Genomic DNA, 16,082 nt, shown 5'->3' on the forward strand with positions numbered 1-16,082 from the left:
GTGTGCGGTCGGGGCGGATCGGGAAGGTCATCGTGCTTCCTGACCTCAGACGATGCAACGACCCCTAGAAACCACCCAACGGCCAACACGCCGGCGAGGGAAGGTGCGGCGGCCGCGCCGGGGGTTGCGCGGCCGCCGCACGGGGTTTCAGACGTCGCGGGAGCGGAAGACCGCGAAGGTCACGGCCAGCACGATCGCCGCGACCACGTACAGCCAGAGCAAGCCGCCCAGGGGCGGCAGGAAGCCGGGGTTGCCCTCCGGGGAGAGCACCTGCATGCCCGCCGAACTGGGCCAGAACTTCAGCAGCGGCTTGCCGATCACCGAGGGCAGGCTGGGCAGGATCGCGGTGGGCACCAGCAGGGTCGCGGTGAACATGACCGCGATCCCGCCCGCCGTGGCCCGCACCAGGGTGCCCACACCGAGGCCGAGCAGTGCCACCGCGGTCATCACCAGGCCGACGCCGACCACCGCGCGCAGCACACCGGGCTGGTCCAGGGTCGAGAACGGCACGTCCTGGGCGGCGAAAACGCCCTGTCCGGCGAAGAACATGGCGAAACCGACCGGGATGCCGACGGTGAGACCGGCCAGGGTGACCACGGTGGCCTTGGCCGCCAGCAACCGGCCGCGGCGCGGGACCGCGGCCAGGCTGGTGCGGATCATGCCGGTGGAGTACTCGGAGGTCATCGCGAGCACGCCCAGCACCACCATCGCCAGCATCCCGAAGATGAGCCCGGTGAACAGGCTCTCGTAGGTGGGATCGAAGGCGGCCCGGCGGGCGTCGGCGCCGTTGCGGTAGGTCTGGGCCGCGTCCAGGCTGGCCAGTGACCCGATGCCGACGCCGACCACGGCGGTCAGCACCAGGGTGTACCAGAAGGACTTGAGGCTGGCCATCTTCTGCCACTCCGAGCGCAGCGCGTGCCCGAACGTCGCGGCAGGCGCGGTGGCGTGTTGACTCATCGCAGGGCTCCTTCCGGCACGCCGAATTCCACGCTGTCCCTGGTGAGTTTCATGAACGCCTCTTCCAGCGATGCCTGCCGGGTGGTCAGCTCGTACAGCACCACGCCGTGGGTGGCGGCGAGTTTGCCGACGGCCTCGCAGTACATGCCGGAGACCTCCAGCATGCCGCCCGGTCCGGGGGTGACGCTCGCGCCCGCTTCGGTGAGGCGGCGGGCGAAGGTCTCGGCGTTCGGGGTGCGCAGGAACACCACCTTCTGCGAGTTGGCGCGGACGAAATCGGCCACGCTGGTCTGCGCGATCAGCTCGCCGCGGCCGATGACCAGCAGGTCGTCGGCGGTCAGCGCCATCTCGCTCATCAGGTGGCTGGACACCAGCACCGTGCGGCCCTCGTTGGCCAGGTCGCGCATGAGGTTGCGGACCCACAGGATGCCCTCGGGGTCGAGCCCGTTGACGGGTTCGTCGAACATCAGGATCCCGGGGTCGCCCATCAGCGCGGCGGCGATGCCCAGGCGCTGGAACATGCCGAGGGAGAACTTGCCGACCCGGCGGCCGGCGACCTTGTCCAGGCCGACCACGCCGAGCACCTCCGCCACCCGGCTGCGGGCGATGCCGTTGCTCAGCGCCAGGCACAGCAGGTGCTGGTAGGCGGTGCGCCCGCCGTGCACGGCCCTGGCGTCGATCAACGTGCCGACCTCGCGCATCGGCGCGGGCAGGTCCAGGTAGCGCTTGCCGTTGACGGTGACGGTGCCGCTGGTCGGCCGGATGAGCCCCAGGATCATGCTCATCGTGGTGGTCTTTCCCGCGCCGTTGGGCCCGAGGAAGCCGGTCACCAGTCCCGATCTGATCGTGAAGCTCAACTCGTTGACCGCGGGCACGGCGCCGTACTTCTTGGTGAGGCCACGAGCCTCGATCATCCGTCCTCCTTGGCGCGGACTCTTGGTGCCTCCACCGTGCCTTCGGGCGCTGACCGGAGCCTGACACCGGACAGACCCCCGCGCCGATCACCGGTCTGACCGCGGACCGCCCGGCGGGTGGGTAGGGGGTGGATAAGGGGCTGCCTACGGGGCACCACCCCTTTTCTTTCTGGGTTCCCACGTTGCAAGCCGCGCTTTTAGGGTGCTAGCGGTAAGTCTCCACACCGCACGAGGGAAGGAGGCAGTGGCGTGAATCGGATCAACGACACCCCGGGCGGCACCGAGATCGTGCTGGTGGGCGGCCCGGCCGACCTACCGGCCACGATCAGGAACCTGCGGATCGGCAACGTGGGCAAAACCAAGATCAAGATTCCGCGGCTGGGCGGCTACGAGCACTTCGAGCTGATCGCGGAGGTGGGCAACGGCCGCCCCGCGGTGCCACTGGTGTTCCGGTGGACAATGCGCACCAAGATCGCGGAATAGCTTTCCCCGAGGGAAACAATCGTGTGGGGATGCGGACACCGGGCCCAGGTCCGGTCGCCGCGGTCGCTGTCGTGGGGACGACGAGGCGACCCGGACCCGGCTGTGCGACCGGCGTCTGATTCCCCGGGGGACCGAACCGCCGCTGCGACGCGCCGACGCGTCGCCGGCCGGGAGCCGGGTTCGGTCTGACCGCCTCACCGGGAGGCGAGCACCACCTCGGCAGCTCCTTGGACCACCAATCGCCGAGTTCATATGTGCACCGCGCTGGGGGCGGCTGACGGTGACAGAGCGCTTCAGGGGAGAGGCTTAGTGAAATACGAGATCCTGGGACCGTTACGGGTCTTAGACGACAACGCGTACACCTCCATCAGCGCGCGCAAGGTGGAGATCACCCTGGCCGTGCTGCTGATCCGGGCGGATCACGTGGTGTCCTTCGATCAGCTGGTGACCGAGCTGTGGGGTGATTCGCCGCCGCGCCGGGTGGCCGCGGGGGTGCACGTGCACATCTCGCAGCTGCGCAAGTTCCTGCATCGCCCGGACCGGGCGGACAATCCCATCGTCACCCACCCACGGGGCTATTTGCTGAAGCTGGGCAACGACGAACTCGACTTCCGGCACTTCCTGCGGCTCTGCGAGAGCGGTCGCGGTCTGGTGCGGGAGGAGCGCTGGGCGGAGGCTGCGGACTGCCTGGAGCGGGCGCTGGGGCTGTGGCGCGGGCCGGTGCTGCGTGATCTGGGCAACGGGCCGATCATCGACGGGTTCGCGGCCTGGCTGATGGAGTCGCGGCTGGAATGCCTGGAACTGCTGGCCGACTGCTGGCTCCAGCTCGGCAGGCACCGGGAACTGGTGGCGCAGCTGTACTCGCTGATCGCCGAGTACCCGCTGCGGGAGACCTTCTACCGGCGGCTGATGCTGGCGCTGTACCGCTCCGACCGGCAGGCCGACGCACTGGAGGTCTACCGGCGGGCGCGGCGGACCCTGCACGACGAACTGGGCCTGGAACCCTGCCGGGCCCTGCAGGACCTGCAACGGGCGATCCTGTCCTCACCCAGGCAGCTGGACCTGCTGGCAGCCGGGTGACACCGCCCCGGGGTGGCGGCGCGCACCGCCACCCCGGGCCTCCACCGGCCCGTCTACGAAGGTGTGGTGACCAGTCGTGAAATCCCGTCCGCTGGCGGTGCCCGGCGTGTTCCTGTTCTCCCCCCAGGCTTTCGCCGATCCACGGGGCGTTTTCCTGTCCCCGTACCAGGAGGCGTCGTTCGTGGAAGCCTTGGGGCACAAGCTGTTCCCGGTCGCGCAGACCAGCCAGAGCACCTCCCGGCGCGGGTCGGTACGCGGCATCCACTACACCCTCGCGCCACCGGGCACGGCCCGCTATGTCTGCTGTACCAGGGGTCGGGTGCTCGACTTCGCCATCGATCTCCGGGTGGGCTCGCCGACGTTCGGGCAGTGGGACCAGACCGAATTGGACGGGCAGAGCTGCCGCTCGGTGTACTTCCCGCCCGGGGTCGGGCACGCCTTCGTCGCGCTGGAGGACGACACGGTGGTGACGTACCTGATGTCGGAGCGGTATGTCCGGGAGAACGAGCTGGCGGTCTCGGTGGTGGACCCGGCAATCGGGCTGCCCCTGCCCGCGCTGGCCGACCCTGTCCGCTCGGACCGGGACCGGGAGGCGCCAACCCTGGCCTGGGCCCAGGACCTGGGCCTGCTACCCGACTACGCCGCCTGCCAGGCAGTCGAGCAACGCTGGCGACAGGACTAGGTCCACACCCCACCGGCGTGTTGGCCGTTGTCGTACGCAGTCTTGGCCGATCTGGCGGCGTGCTCCGCGCTCCCGTACCACTTGGGCCAACCGGTACGCCCACTTGGGCCAAATTGGCGTACCAGTTGGGCCAACTCGGCGTCCACAACGGCCAACACACCGTACGACAACGGCCAACACGGGCGGGGGGGTGTTAACGGGCCGCGAGGGGTACTGCGACGCCGCATTCGGCGGCTAGGTGGCGGGCTCGGGTGGTCAGTTCGGCTGCTTGAGGGTCGTCGCCTAGTTCGCGGTGGGCTTTGGCGAGTTCGGCTACTGCGAGGGTTAGTTCGTAGCGGTCGCCTTCGCGGTCCAGGGTGCCGATGGATTCGCGTAGCAGTGGGAGGCGTTCCTCGGCGGCTCGGGTGATTGCGAGTACTCGCAGGGAGACTCCGCGTGGGCTGCCGCCGGCCGGGCAGCGGAGTAGCTGTTCGTAGACCAGGTCGCGGGCCAGGTCGAGTTTGCCGAGGCCGATCAGGGCCTGTGCGGCGTCGGTCCGCCAGGGGACCACGGTGGGCAGGTCGAGTTCCCAGGCGGTCATCAGCTGGCCGCAGGTCTGGAAGTCGGCCAGGGCGGCCTGGTGGCGGTCGGTGGCCAGGTAGTAGCCGCCCCTGGCGCGCAGGTACTGGAGGCCGAAGACACTGCGGAACATCATGTCCGGCACCGGGATCCGCAGATATCGGGCCGCCTGTTCGTGCTTGCCCATCGCGGTGGTGGCCAGTAGCAGCGAGGGCAGCGGCATGGCCAGGAACACGCCCCAGCCCGGCGGCGGGACCAGGGTCACCGCGTCCTCCGCGGACGCCTCCGCCTCGGCCATCCGGCCCTGCCGGATCTGCACGATCGCCTGCAACGCCTTGAGCAGCGCCTGCCAGCCGGGCGCCTTCTGGTACTCGGATTCCTTGACCAGGGACTGGCACCAGCTCGCCGCGCTCTCCAGCTTGCCCGCGTAGACCAGTGCGACCACCGCGGCCATGCTGGAGGCCAGTTCCGCCTCATCGCGCAACAGGACCTCCGGCAGCACCTGCTCGGATTTGGCCAGCACGTCGTGGTCCCCGGCGAGCACCCCGGTCAGCATGTCGCTGGCCCACCGGGGTCCCAGCACACCGGCCGGGACGCCGTCGACTTCGGCGCCGTTGACCCGGGCCGGGCCGGCCAGTTCCGGGAAGATCGCGCGCAGCCAGCGGCGGACCAGGTCCAGATCGCCGGAGGTCGCCGCCGCGCCCTGGCCGGGGTTCGGATCGACCGCGTCGAGGACCTCCAGGGCCTGGTCGAGCTGCCCGTGCCAGGCCAGGTGCCGGCACAGGCCGGCCACGTCGGGTGCAGCTAGGCGGCCATGCCGGGCGTGCGTGACCAGGTCGGGCAGGTAGCGCAGGCCGCGCGCGGGTGCGAATCGCCACTCGGCCTTGGCCAGCTCGGCGGTGAGTCGCGCCTGCTCCCGCTCGTCCGCGCTGATCTCGCGGGCCCGGTGCAGGAAACCCACGGCCTGTTCGCCCTGACCGCATTTCATCGCCTGCTCGGCCGCCTCCTCCAGGACCGGCACCGCCCAGGTGCGGGTGGTGTCCTCGTCCGCGGCGATCAGGTGCCGGGCCACGATCATCGCCGAGCTGCCCCGGTCGTGCAGCACCCTGGCCGCCCGGCCGCTCAGTGCCGCGCGTTCGGCGGGCAGCAGGGTTTCCAGCACCACGGTGCGGGCGGTCTCGTGCCGGAAGAGGTGGTCCCGGACCAGGCCGACCCGGGTGAGGATGCCGAGGGCCTGCCCGACCGAGGGGACGTCCAGGCCGAGCAACTCGCCCAGCACCGCGCGCGTGTCCGCCCGGCCGGGCGCGGGTAAGTCCGGGCCCAGCACCGCCAATGCCTGGGCGAGCGCGAGTTCGGCCGGGTCGCCGCGGTAGAGGCAGTAGGACACCGCGGCGCGGAATGCCTCACCGGGTGCGCAGGCAGTGCGGTTCGCCTGGCAGTCCTCCAGGAAAGCCTGTACCAGCAACGGGTTTCCGCCGGTGACCTGGTGACAGGAGGCGGCGGTGACCGGGGTGCCGTCCAGGTTCGCGGCGGTCAGCAGGGTGCGGACCCCGGACAGGGACAGCAGGTCGAGTCGCAGTTGCCGGCAGTGCGGCATGCTGGACAGTTCGGCCTTGACCGCCAGGTACTCCCGCGGCAATCGGGTGTTCTCGGTGAGCACCACCAGGATCCGCGCGGAGCGCACCCGGCGGGCCGCGTGCAGCAGGCATTCCAGCGAGGCCAGATCACTGTGCTGCACATCGTCGACGAGCACCACCAACGGTTTGTCGCCCGCGAATTCCAGCAACGCGGTCCGGAACTCGCGGCAGAACCGGGGCAGGGAATCGCTGTCGGCGGACCGGGTGGCGCCGGTCTCGGCGAGCAGTTCACCGACCACACCCAGCGGCTCCGCACGTTCCCGCGGGGAGGCCGTCGCGGCGAGCACCACGGCCCCTGACTCGGTGGCATACCGGCTGAATTCCTGTAACAGCGCGGTTTTCCCGCTCGCCGGGACACCGCTGATCACCACCACACCGCCGTTGCCCGCCAGGCAGTCGGTCAGGGTGTCCCGCAGGACCGCGAGTTCGTCGTCCCGGTCGGCCAGGGTCATGATTTCTGCCCGTTGGAGCCTTCGTACAGCTCGTGGTGGTCCACGATCACGTTGGGCACCTTGCGCATCGCGATCAGCGCGGTCACCGCGGCGATCACCAGCAGCACCGCCCCGGTGACCGCGGTGACGTGCACGGCGTCCACGAAGGCCGACCTGGCCGCCGCGACCACCTGCTGACCGGCCTCGCCGGTAAGCCGGCCGGCCGCCGCGATGGCGTCCCCGATGGACTCGCGGATCGCGGGCACCGCCTCGACCGGGGTACCCGACGGCACGACCAGGCCGGTCCGGTAGACGGTGCTGAGCAGGGTGCCCAGGATGGTGATGCCCAGTGCCCCGCCCAGTTCCTGCGCGGTCTCGGCGATCGCGGAGGCCGCGCCCGCACTGTCCCTCGGCGCGCTGGCGATGATGTTGTCCGTAGTGACCGCCATGGCCACGCCCAGGCCACAACCCAGCACCAGGCCCGCGGTCAGCAACAGGGTCAGCCCTGGCGTCACGCCGATCCAGTTGAAGGCCAGGAACCCGGCGGCGGAAAGCCCGAGTCCGGCGCAGACCACGCCGCCACGGCCCAGTTTGGCCACGAGTTGCCCGCCCAGCGTGGCGCCGAGGGTGATACCGAAGACGATCGGCAGGAAGGCCAGTCCGGTGTTGAACGGTGGCCAGCCCCAGGCGAACTGGAGTAGCTGGGTGAAGGCGAAGGACAGCACGACCAGGGTGAACACCGTGATCAGGTTGGCCACGATGGAGGCGGAGAAGGCCGGGTAGCGGAACAACCGCACGTCCATGAACGGGTGCGCCAGCCGCTTCTGCCGCCGCACGAACACCACCAGCAGCACCAGCCCGAGCACCGCGGCCCCGATCACATCCGGTTTGGTGAGCCCGGACAGCGGTGCTTCCTTGATCGCGTAGACCACGGCCACGATGCCGACCGCGGACAGCGCCGCGCTGAGCAGGTCGATGCGGCCGGGCCGCGGGTTGCGGGATTCGGGCAGCACCAGGAATCCGCCGATGACGATCAGCAGCACCACCGGGATGTTGATCAGGAACACCGTGCCCCAGTGGAAGTTCTGCAACAAAGCCCCGCCGACCAGTGGCCCCAGCGCCGCGCCGCCCGCGCCGACCGCGCTCCACACGCCGATGGCCATCGAACTCTCTTTGGGGTCGGTGAAGACGTTGCGCAGGATGGACAACGTGGACGGCATCACGGTGGCCGCCGCCGCGCCCTGCACCGCCCGCGCCACGATGAGCAGTTCGGCGGTGGGTGCGTAGGCCACCGCCACCGAGGCCAGGCCGAACAGCGTGGTGCCGATGAGCAGCAGTCGTCTACGACCGATCCGATCGCCCAGGTTGCCCATGGTGATCAGCAGCCCGGCCAGGGCGAAGGTGTAGGCGTTGGCGATCCAGAGCAGCTGGACCGCGGAGGGTTGCAGGTCGACGGTGAGCGCGGGGATCGCCAGGTGCAGCACGGTCAGGTCGATGGCGAGCAGCATCATCGCCAGGCAGGTGACTGCCAGTACCGCCCACTTCCGCGCCTTGGTCATGCTCGCAGTCTGGCCGCCGCGGCTGACCTCTCGCGGACCACTTGCTGACGGTGCTCGGCGAGCAGCGCCAGCGCCTCGTCCGCGGACATCGACTCGCCCTTGCCTCGCAGGTCCTCGAATCGTTCCACGCCAAGGGTTTCCCTGGCCGCCGCCGCAACCCGCCCGGTGTCCGGATCGCCTGCCCGGGACCGGCCGCGGAGAGCCGCGCCCGCGCCGAGCAACGTCGCGGCGCGGTCCCCGTCACCGGCCAGCACCGCGACTCCGGCCAGTGCTTCGGCGGCCTTGGCCAGGTCGTCGGAGGCCCCGTTGGCCGACCCCACGGCCACCGCCTCACCCAGCAGTTCCCGCGCTCTGGGGAGGTCTCCGTCGGCGGTGCGCAGGCGGGCCAGCGCGATCAGCACCCGCAGCCGGATGTCGTCCTCGGTCCACGCGGCGGCCGGGAGGTCGGAGTGCGCCGATTCCATCAATCGCCGGGCCTGGGCCAGATCCCCGGCCAGCCGGGCGAGTTCGCCGAGGCCGTGCCGGGCCGCGGCGAGCGCGTGTGGCAGGTCGGCGCGGTCGGCCAGCTCGATGGCCAGCTCGAAGTCGGCGCGGCCACCGTCCGGGTCACCGGCGCGGACCCTGGCCTCGCCGCGTTCGCACAGCAGGTCGGCCATGTCGGCGATCGCACCCATCTCCTCGACCAGGTCAATCGCCTCGCTGGTCAGCGCGATCGCCTGCTCGTGCTCGCCGCGCCAGCTGCGCAGGGTGCCCAGCGGAATCAGCGTGGAGGCCATGCCGAGGCGTTCGCGCAGGTGACGGAAGATGTCCAGGGCGACGGCCAGTTCGGCTTCGGCGTCATCGAGCCTGCCACCGGCGATGGCCGCGACGCCCCGGTTGGCGCGGGCCGCGGCGCGGGTCCACCGGTCCTGGCTGTCCTCGCTGTGCCGGATCACCGATTCGGCGGCGCGTGGGTTGGCCATGAACCGCACCACGTAGGGCCAGAACATGGTCAGCAGCGGGTAGCGCGGCGCCCGGTCGATGCCGTCCAGAACCTGTTCGGCGTAGAGGATGTGCGGTTGCAGATCGCGGTCGGCGGCCCCGCCCATGGCCCCGGCGAGCACGCACATCACGTACTCCTCCTCCAGCCCCGGCGGGCAGGTGGTGCCGAGGGCGTCCAGGATCTCCCCGGCCCAGCCGCCGTCGCCGAGTTTGCCGCGCATCAGCCAGTCGGTGCTGAGCACCGCGACCAGTTGCAGGGCCAGTCGCAGGTCGTTCGTCACCGCCCAGCGCACCGCGGCGTGCGTGTCGTCGTCCCCGGCGGCGACCACGCCGAGCCAGTGCCGCTGCCTGGAGCTGCGCAGCCGCGGTTCGGCCTGCCGGGCCAGGCGCAGGAAGTACTCGGCGTGCGCGCGGCGCAGCCGGGTCTCCTCCTCGGTGGCGGCGAGTTGTTCGGCGCAGAACGCGCGCACGGTCTCCAGCATGCGGAACCGGCCGCCGGTGACCTCGACCAGTGACTTGTCGGCCAACCCGGTCAGCACGTCCAGGGGTGTGCGACAGACCTGTTCCACCGCTTCCAGGGTGACCTCACCGGCGAAGACCGCCATCCGGCGGGCGGCGGTGCGCTCGTCCTCGCTGAGCAGGTCCCAGCTCCAGGCCACCACCGCGCGCAACTTCCGGTGCCGTGGTGAGGCGGTGCGGCTGCCCTGGGACAGCAACGCGAACCGGTCGTCGAGGCGGGCCGCGACCTCGGCGGCGGGCAGGGCGCGCAGCCGGGCGGCGGCCAGTTCGATGGCCAGAGGCAGGCCGTCCAGGGACCGGCAGATGTGCAGTGCGGCCTCATCCAGCTCGAAGCCGGGCCGGACCGCGCTGGCTCGGTCCAGGAGCAGCCGGACCGCGGGGAAATCCGAGGCGTCGGCGGGCGGGGTTCCCGGTGGCGGCAAACCCAGGGTGCGCACCGGGTAGAGCGTTTCGCCGGTGATGCCGAGGGGTTCCCGGCTGGTGGCCAGGATGCGCAGGCCGGGGCAGGCGCTGAGCAGCCGGTCGGCCAGCTCGGCCGCGGAGGCCACCACGTGCTCGCAGTTGTCCAGCAGGAGCAGCACCGGCCGCTGGGCCAGCACGGCGGTCAGCCGGTCGACCGGGTTACTCGTGGCGGCGGGCGCGTGCAGCAGTCCGGTGTCCCGCAGTCCCAGCGCGCCGAGGACCGCGTGCGGCACCTCGCTGCCGTCGCCCAGCCGGGCCAGTTCGACGAGGCAGGTGTCCGGCTCCCGCCTGCCGACTTCGAGGGCCAGCCGGGTCTTGCCGGAGCCCCCCGGCCCGGTCAGCGTGACCAGCCGCAACTCGCCCAGCAGCCGGGCCACCGCGGGCACGTCCGCATCCCGGCCGACGAAGCTGGTCAGCTGCGCGGGCAGCCCGGCAGGTCGCGGCGACGCGGCCGGGGGCGCGGGGACCGGCGCGAACATCTCCCCCGCCAGCACCGCCCGGTGCGCCTCGGCCAGTTCCGCCCCCGGGCTCGCGCCCAGCTGCTCGACCAGGGCCCGCCGGGTGTGATCGAACGTCGCCAGCGCGTCGGCCTGGCGGCCGCTGAGACACAGCGCGCGCATGAGCAGCCCGCAGGCCCGTTCGCGCAGTGGCTGGGCGGCGACCAAGCGCTGGAGTTCGCTGACCGGCCCGGCGTGCTCGCCCAGGGTCAGCTCGGCCTCGGCGCGGTCCTCGACCACCGCGGCGCGCAACTCCTCCAGGCTGACCGCGTAGGCCACCACCGAACGGGCGTCCACACCGGTGAGCGCCGGTCCACGCCAGAGGCTCAGTGCCCGGCCGAGCAGCGCGGCGGCCCCGGCGTGATCGCCCGCGGCCAGTGCCCGCCTGCCCTCGGCCGCCACCCGCTCGAACAGGTAGGCGTCCACCTCGGACGGGTCGACCGCGAGCCGGTAGCCGGAGCCGGTGTGCTCGATGGGCAGGTCGAGGGAACTCCGCAGCCGGGAGACCTGCCGTTGCAGCGCGTTCACCGCGCCCGAGGGCGCCGCGCCGCCGTACTCCTCATCGATCAGCTGCTCGACCGGCACCACCCGGCCGACGTTCATCAGCAGCAGGGCCAGCAGATCCCGCAGCCGGGCCCCGCGCACGGTGACCGCGCGCCCGGTGGGCAGCCGCACCTCGATCGGCCCGAGGACGGAGAACCGCACAGTGGTCATCATCGTGGTACCGCTCCCCCTCCCGGCATGGTTACCCAGTCTGCCAGGGCAGACCGGCTTTAGCGGGAGATTGGCCAGCCTTCAGGTAGCCGCGATGTGCTGGCCCCGTCCCGCTCGCCAGTACGCCTCCGGAGGATCTCGTGCGCATTCTCTTCGCCCCGCTCCCCCAGGTCAGCCACTACTTCCACCTGGTGCCGCTGGGCTGGGCCTGCCGCGCCGCCGGGCATGAGGTGCGGGTCGCGGCCCAGCCCGCGCTCGCCGAGCACATCACCCGCTCCGGGCTGACCGGTGTCCCACTGTCCGAGGTGGCCGCCGACGGCGACTGGCTCAAGGTGGACATGGCCGCACTGACCGCGCTCCCGCCGGACCAGCGGCTGCGGAAGCTGCGCGAGGTGCGGACCCGGCAGTTCGTCGCGATGGCCGATGCCGCCGCCGACGACCTGGTCTCCTTCGCGAAGTCCTGGCAGCCCGACCTGGTGGTGGCCGACCCGCTGAACCTGGCCGCCCCCTTGGTCTCGGAGACCCTCGGCGTGCCGCTGGTGCACCACCTGTGGGGCCCGGACGTGGCCAGGCACCTCGGCTATCCGGGCCTCGGCCTGCCGGTGGCGGAGTGGCCCAGCGAGCTGATCGAGCTGTATGAGCGGTTCGGCCTGGAGATCCGGCCCGGGTACGCGCGGCACACCATCGACCCGTGCCCGGACAGCCTGCAGAGCGCCGAGGTCCCCGACCGGATCCCGATGCGGTACGTGCCCTACAACGGCAACAGCCCGCTGCCGGACTGGCTGCGGCAGCCTGCCGAACGGCCGCGGGTCTGCGTGTCCTGGGGCTACACGCACAACCCGGCGGGCGGCGGCGGTTCCCGGCTGCCCGAGGTGGTCGCCGCACTGGCCGCCTTCGACGTGGAGGTGGTCGTCGCGGTCGCCAAGCTGGACCGCGAACTGCTCGGCGACCTGCCCGCGGACGTGCGCGTGGTGGCCGAACTGCCCCTGCAACTGCTGCTGCCCACCTGTAGCGCGGTGGTGCACCACGGCGGCGGCGGCACCATGTTCACCGCGGCCGTCTACGGCGTGCCGCAGGTGGTGGTGATCCCGGACGCCATCGCCGCCGCCCTGCTGACCGGCCCGCTGTCGGACTGCCGGATCGGCGTCTGCCTGGAGTCGGACGCGAGCGTGGACGAGATCAAGGCCGCGGTCGGCTCGGTGCTGGTGGACAGCGCGCAGGAGGGCATCCAGCGGCTGCGTAAGGAAATCCTGGCCACGCCGACCCCGGCCGCCATCGTGCCCCGCCTCGAATCCCTGGTGGCACAACGGAGTTGACCCGGACAAGCAACGGAAGCGCCGCGATCTCAGCCACCGGCGACCCCGGGGGCGGAATCATGCACGATATCGCATCCGTTGACGAAGTAAATAAACCTTCCTAACCTTCCATCATGTCTGAGACTCCGCGAGGCAGAAGGTCTCAACCCACCCGCGACGCCGCCAACGCGCCCCGCCTCGCGGAGCTGTACGACGACGCCATGCGCCGCCACTCCCGCCGCACCGTCTTCCGGGTCGGCGCGCTGGGCGCCGCCGCGCTCGCCACCGGCGGCGTGCTGGCACCCGCAGCCGCCGCCGGTCCGACCGTGCTGCTCAACGCCGACACCGTGGCCGGGTCGGCGTTGCGGCCGTTCGGGCGGCATCTGGCCTTCGGCGCGGACGCCGCCCGGTCGGTGGTGGTCTCCTGGCAGACACCGGCCAGGGTGACCGCGCCCTACCTGCGCTTCGGCACCAGCCCCGGCGAGTTCGGCACCGCCGTGCCGGCCGAGGTGCGTGCGCTGACCAGTGATCTGGCCTGGCAGAAACCGGATCACACCTTCTCGCCGCACCTGGGCAAGGCGGTCACCCAGTACTACCACCACGTCCGGCTGGACGACCTGCTGCCGAACACCACCTACTACTACCTGGTGGGCCACCAGGGTTACGACCCGGCCACCAGCGGGCGGATCGGCGAGCTGGCCACCTTCCGCACCGCGCCGACTCCGGCCGGCGGCGGCGCCTTCGCCTTCACCGCCTTCGGCGATCAGGGCGTGAACTACAACGCGCTGGCCACCAACAGCCTCATCGCCGATCTCGCGCCGCAGTTCCACCTGGCCATGGGGGACATGAGTTACGCGCTCAACGGCGAGGGCGGCCACCCGGCCGAGGACATTTACGACGCGCGCAAGTGGGACTCCTTCTTCGCCCAGAACGAGCCCATCGCGGCGGAGATCCCGTGGATGGTCGCGCTCGGCAACCACGAGATGGAGGGCTGGTACGACAACTTCGGCTACGGCGGGATGCGGGCCCGGTTCTCCATGCCGGACAACGCCTGGGCCGGCTCCACCTGCATCTACTCCTGGCGGTACCAGAACGTCGGCCTGATCAGCCTGGACGGCAACGACATCTGCTACAACAGCCCGTCCAACCTCAACTACACCGAGGGCAAGCAGCTGCGGTGGCTGGAGGCGCAGCTGGCCAGGTTCCGCGCTGATCCCACCATCGATTTCATCGTGGTCTACTGCCACCAGTGCACGTACTCCACTTCGGACTCCAACGGCGCGGAGCTTGGCGCACAACAGAAGTGGGCCCCGCTGTTCGACCGGTACCAGGTGGATCTGATCCTCAATGGACACAACCACGTCTACGAGCGCACCGACCCGATCCGCGGCAACAAGGGCACCCGGACCGCGCCGATCCGCAGCACCGTCAACCCGGTCAAGGACGGCACCACCTACATCACCGCGGGCGGGGGCGGTGAGAGCGTCAACAAGTGGACCGACCGCGGCATCGACGATTCCTACCTGGGCCACGTCCGGGACGCCACCGCGACCATGCGCCTGGACCAGCAGGACGGTCCGACCGAGCTGATCAAGGTGAACTGGTCCCGGGTGCGTTATCGCGGCTACAGCCTGGTCTCGGGCGAGGTCACCCCGGCCGCCAACGGCAATCCCGCCCAGCTGAGGATCCGCGCGCTCACCGAAACGGGCGTGCTGGTCGACGAGATCACCCTGCGGCGCAGCTGATCCAGCCCACTTGCCCTAGCAGATAAGGCTTCCGCATGTCTGACACTGCGCACTACTCGCGACGGACCCACTTCACGGCAGCTGCCACAACCGTTGCCCCAGGCCAGAAACTACGGCCGCTCGGCCGGCACCTGGCCTATGGCGCGGATCCGGCCCGGCAGGTGGTGATCTCCTGGCAGGAACTGGGCGCGGTGACCGGACCGTACGTCCGGATCGCGACCGAGCCGGGCAAATTCGGCCCGCCGATCGCCGCCGAACCACGCACGCTCAAGAGCGAACTCTCCTGGCAGCACAGCGAACACGACTTCCCACCGCACGCCCCGCCCACCATGAGCCAGTACTACCTGCACGTCCGGCTCGGCAACCTCTCCCCCGGCACCACCTACCACTACGTCGTGGGCCACCAGGGCTACGATCCCCTTGCCAGCGGCCGCATCGGCGAGATCGCGAGTTTCCGCACCGCCCCGGCCGTGGGCAGCAGCGCGCCGTTCAACTTCACCGCCGTCGGCGATCAGGGCATCGGCTACAACGCGCGCCGGGCCAACAGCGCGATCGCGGATCTGGCCCCGGCCTTCCACCTCGCGCTGGGCAACCTCAGCTACGCCATCACCTCAGGCAAAGCGGGCCTGGAAGGCGGACACACCGACACCGACCAGTACGACGCCGGCCGATGGGACGCCTACTTCGCACAGAACGACATCGTGGCCGCCGGCATCCCGTGGATGATCACCCTCGGCAACCGCGAGATGGAGGATTGGTACTCCGGCAACGGATACGGCGGCAGCACCGCGCGCTTCGCCATGCCGGACAACGCGTGGAGCGGGTCCACCGGCATCTACTCCTGGCGGTACCAGAACGTCGGGTTGCTCAGCCTGGACGGCAACGACATCTGCTACCGCAACACCGCGAACTACGACCACACCAAGGGCAAGCAGCTCAGGTGGTTCGACAGCCAGCTGGCCAAGTTCCGCGCTGACCGCACCATCGACTTCATCGTGGTCTACCTGCACCACGCCACCTACGCCACCGCCGACGGCGGCGCGGAGCTGGTAGCGCAACAGAAGTGGGCCCCGCTGTTCGACAAGCACCAGGTCGACCTGGTGCTCAACGCGCACAACCGCCTCTACGAACGCACCGACCCGATCCGCGCGGGCAAGGGCACCCGGCAGGTCAAGCCCCGCGGCACCGTCAACGCGACCACCGACGGCACCACCTACCTCACCGCCGGCGGTGGCGGCCAGGGCCTGGACGCGATCTACCGGAACGCCCCGGAGAGCTACCTGGACCACGAGAACACCGGCGGCACGCCGACCATGCGCTGCTTCCACAAGAACAGCTCGAAGTTCACCGAGACCAAGGTCAGCTGGTCCCGGGTGCGGTATCGCGGCTACAGCCTGGTCGCGGTGGACGTCACCCCGGCCGCGAACGGCACTCCGGCCCAGCTGAAGGTCCGGGCGCTGGCCGAGGACGGGACGCTGATCGACGAGATCACCGTCCGGAGGTAGCCCACGTCATTTAAGTCAGCTGATTGACTTATGTCCTCCTCGTGGCCAAGCTGGTGGCAGAAG

At 70.7% G+C, this 16,082-nt stretch carries 11 protein-coding genes; 6 read left to right on the top strand and 5 right to left on the bottom strand.

The genetic code is table 11. The annotated features are described in order from the left end of the window. Positions 1-147: 147 nt before the first annotated feature. Both MZC64_RS42035 and MZC64_RS42040 read right to left on the bottom strand, forming a co-directional pair. The gene (locus MZC64_RS42035) at positions 148-957 is read right to left on the bottom strand and encodes an ABC transporter permease (RefSeq protein WP_247765074.1); all 810 of its coding nucleotides are present in this window, start codon (positions 955-957) and stop codon (positions 148-150) included. Further along, on the bottom strand, positions 954-1,871 hold the full coding sequence (locus tag MZC64_RS42040) for an ATP-binding cassette domain-containing protein (protein ID WP_247765075.1): 918 nt from the start codon (positions 1,869-1,871) through the stop codon (positions 954-956). The genes MZC64_RS42035 and MZC64_RS42040 overlap by 4 nt, the downstream gene beginning before the upstream one ends. Positions 1,872-2,120: 249 nt before the next feature. Here MZC64_RS42040 and MZC64_RS42045 point away from each other — a divergent pair, with 249 nt between their 5' ends. The 3 genes from MZC64_RS42045 (at position 2,121) to MZC64_RS42055 (ending at position 4,116) form a co-directional block, all read left to right on the top strand. Next, on the top strand, positions 2,121-2,354 hold the full coding sequence (locus MZC64_RS42045) for a DUF5988 family protein (protein ID WP_247765076.1): 234 nt from the start codon (positions 2,121-2,123) through the stop codon (positions 2,352-2,354). Positions 2,355-2,663: 309 nt separating this feature from the next. Next, positions 2,664-3,434 carry an AfsR/SARP family transcriptional regulator gene (locus tag MZC64_RS42050; RefSeq protein WP_247765077.1) on the top strand — a complete coding sequence of 257 codons (771 nt, stop codon included), beginning with the start codon at positions 2,664-2,666 and terminating at the stop codon, positions 3,432-3,434. A 76-nt stretch (positions 3,435-3,510) separates the two neighbouring features. Then, positions 3,511-4,116 (top strand): dTDP-4-dehydrorhamnose 3,5-epimerase family protein, encoded by a 606-nt coding sequence (locus MZC64_RS42055; RefSeq protein WP_247765078.1) that lies wholly within the window; start codon positions 3,511-3,513, stop codon positions 4,114-4,116. Positions 4,117-4,309: 193 nt separating this feature from the next. Here the strand turns inward: MZC64_RS42055 and MZC64_RS42060 are convergent, their stop codons facing one another. From MZC64_RS42060 to MZC64_RS42070, 3 genes are read right to left on the bottom strand one after another with little or no spacing between them, the layout of a single operon-like run. Beyond that, the gene (locus MZC64_RS42060; protein WP_247765079.1) at positions 4,310-6,763 is read right to left on the bottom strand and encodes an AAA family ATPase; all 2,454 of its coding nucleotides are present in this window, start codon (positions 6,761-6,763) and stop codon (positions 4,310-4,312) included. Beyond that, positions 6,760-8,301 carry an MFS transporter gene (locus MZC64_RS42065; protein ID WP_247765080.1) on the bottom strand — a complete coding sequence of 514 codons (1,542 nt, stop codon included), beginning with the start codon at positions 8,299-8,301 and terminating at the stop codon, positions 6,760-6,762. The genes MZC64_RS42060 and MZC64_RS42065 overlap by 4 nt, the downstream gene beginning before the upstream one ends. Then, entirely contained in the window at positions 8,298-11,477 is a 3,180-nt protein-coding gene (locus tag MZC64_RS42070; protein WP_247765081.1) for a BTAD domain-containing putative transcriptional regulator, read from the bottom strand. Before MZC64_RS42070 ends, MZC64_RS42065 begins: the two co-directional genes overlap by 4 nt. Before the next feature lie 137 nt (positions 11,478-11,614). On the opposite strand from MZC64_RS42070, the gene MZC64_RS42075 reads away from it, so the two are divergent. From MZC64_RS42075 to MZC64_RS42085, 3 genes are all read left to right on the top strand, one after another. Next, entirely contained in the window at positions 11,615-12,790 is a 1,176-nt protein-coding gene (locus MZC64_RS42075; RefSeq protein WP_247765082.1) for a nucleotide disphospho-sugar-binding domain-containing protein, read from the top strand. Positions 12,791-12,903: 113 nt separating this feature from the next. Continuing rightward, positions 12,904-14,514, top strand: a complete 1,611-nt coding sequence (locus MZC64_RS42080; RefSeq protein WP_247765083.1) for a metallophosphoesterase family protein — start codon at positions 12,904-12,906, stop codon at positions 14,512-14,514. Between the two features lie 35 nt (positions 14,515-14,549). Beyond that, positions 14,550-16,019: a metallophosphoesterase family protein gene (locus MZC64_RS42085; protein ID WP_247765084.1), complete on the top strand. Its 1,470-nt coding sequence runs from the start codon at positions 14,550-14,552 to the stop codon at positions 16,017-16,019. Positions 16,020-16,082 lie beyond the last annotated feature (63 nt).

Source organism: Crossiella sp. S99.2, assembly GCF_023094165.1.
Classification (GTDB): Bacteria; Actinomycetota; Actinomycetes; order Mycobacteriales; family Pseudonocardiaceae; genus Crossiella.

Excerpts from the sequence above, each read along its gene's own strand:
- MZC64_RS42035 (WP_247765074.1), bottom strand. The coding sequence starts at position 957 with ATGAGTCAACACGCCACCGCGCCTGCCGCGACGTTCGGGCACGCGCTG.
- MZC64_RS42040 (WP_247765075.1), bottom strand. The coding sequence starts at position 1,871 with ATGATCGAGGCTCGTGGCCTCACCAAGAAGTACGGCGCCGTGCCCGCG.
- MZC64_RS42060 (WP_247765079.1), bottom strand. The coding sequence starts at position 6,763 with ATGACCCTGGCCGACCGGGACGACGAACTCGCGGTCCTGCGGGACACC.
- MZC64_RS42065 (WP_247765080.1), bottom strand. The coding sequence starts at position 8,301 with ATGACCAAGGCGCGGAAGTGGGCGGTACTGGCAGTCACCTGCCTGGCG.
- MZC64_RS42070 (WP_247765081.1), bottom strand. The coding sequence starts at position 11,477 with ATGATGACCACTGTGCGGTTCTCCGTCCTCGGGCCGATCGAGGTGCGG.
- MZC64_RS42080 (WP_247765083.1), top strand. The coding sequence starts at position 12,904 with ATGTCTGAGACTCCGCGAGGCAGAAGGTCTCAACCCACCCGCGACGCC.
- MZC64_RS42085 (WP_247765084.1), top strand. The coding sequence starts at position 14,550 with ATGTCTGACACTGCGCACTACTCGCGACGGACCCACTTCACGGCAGCT.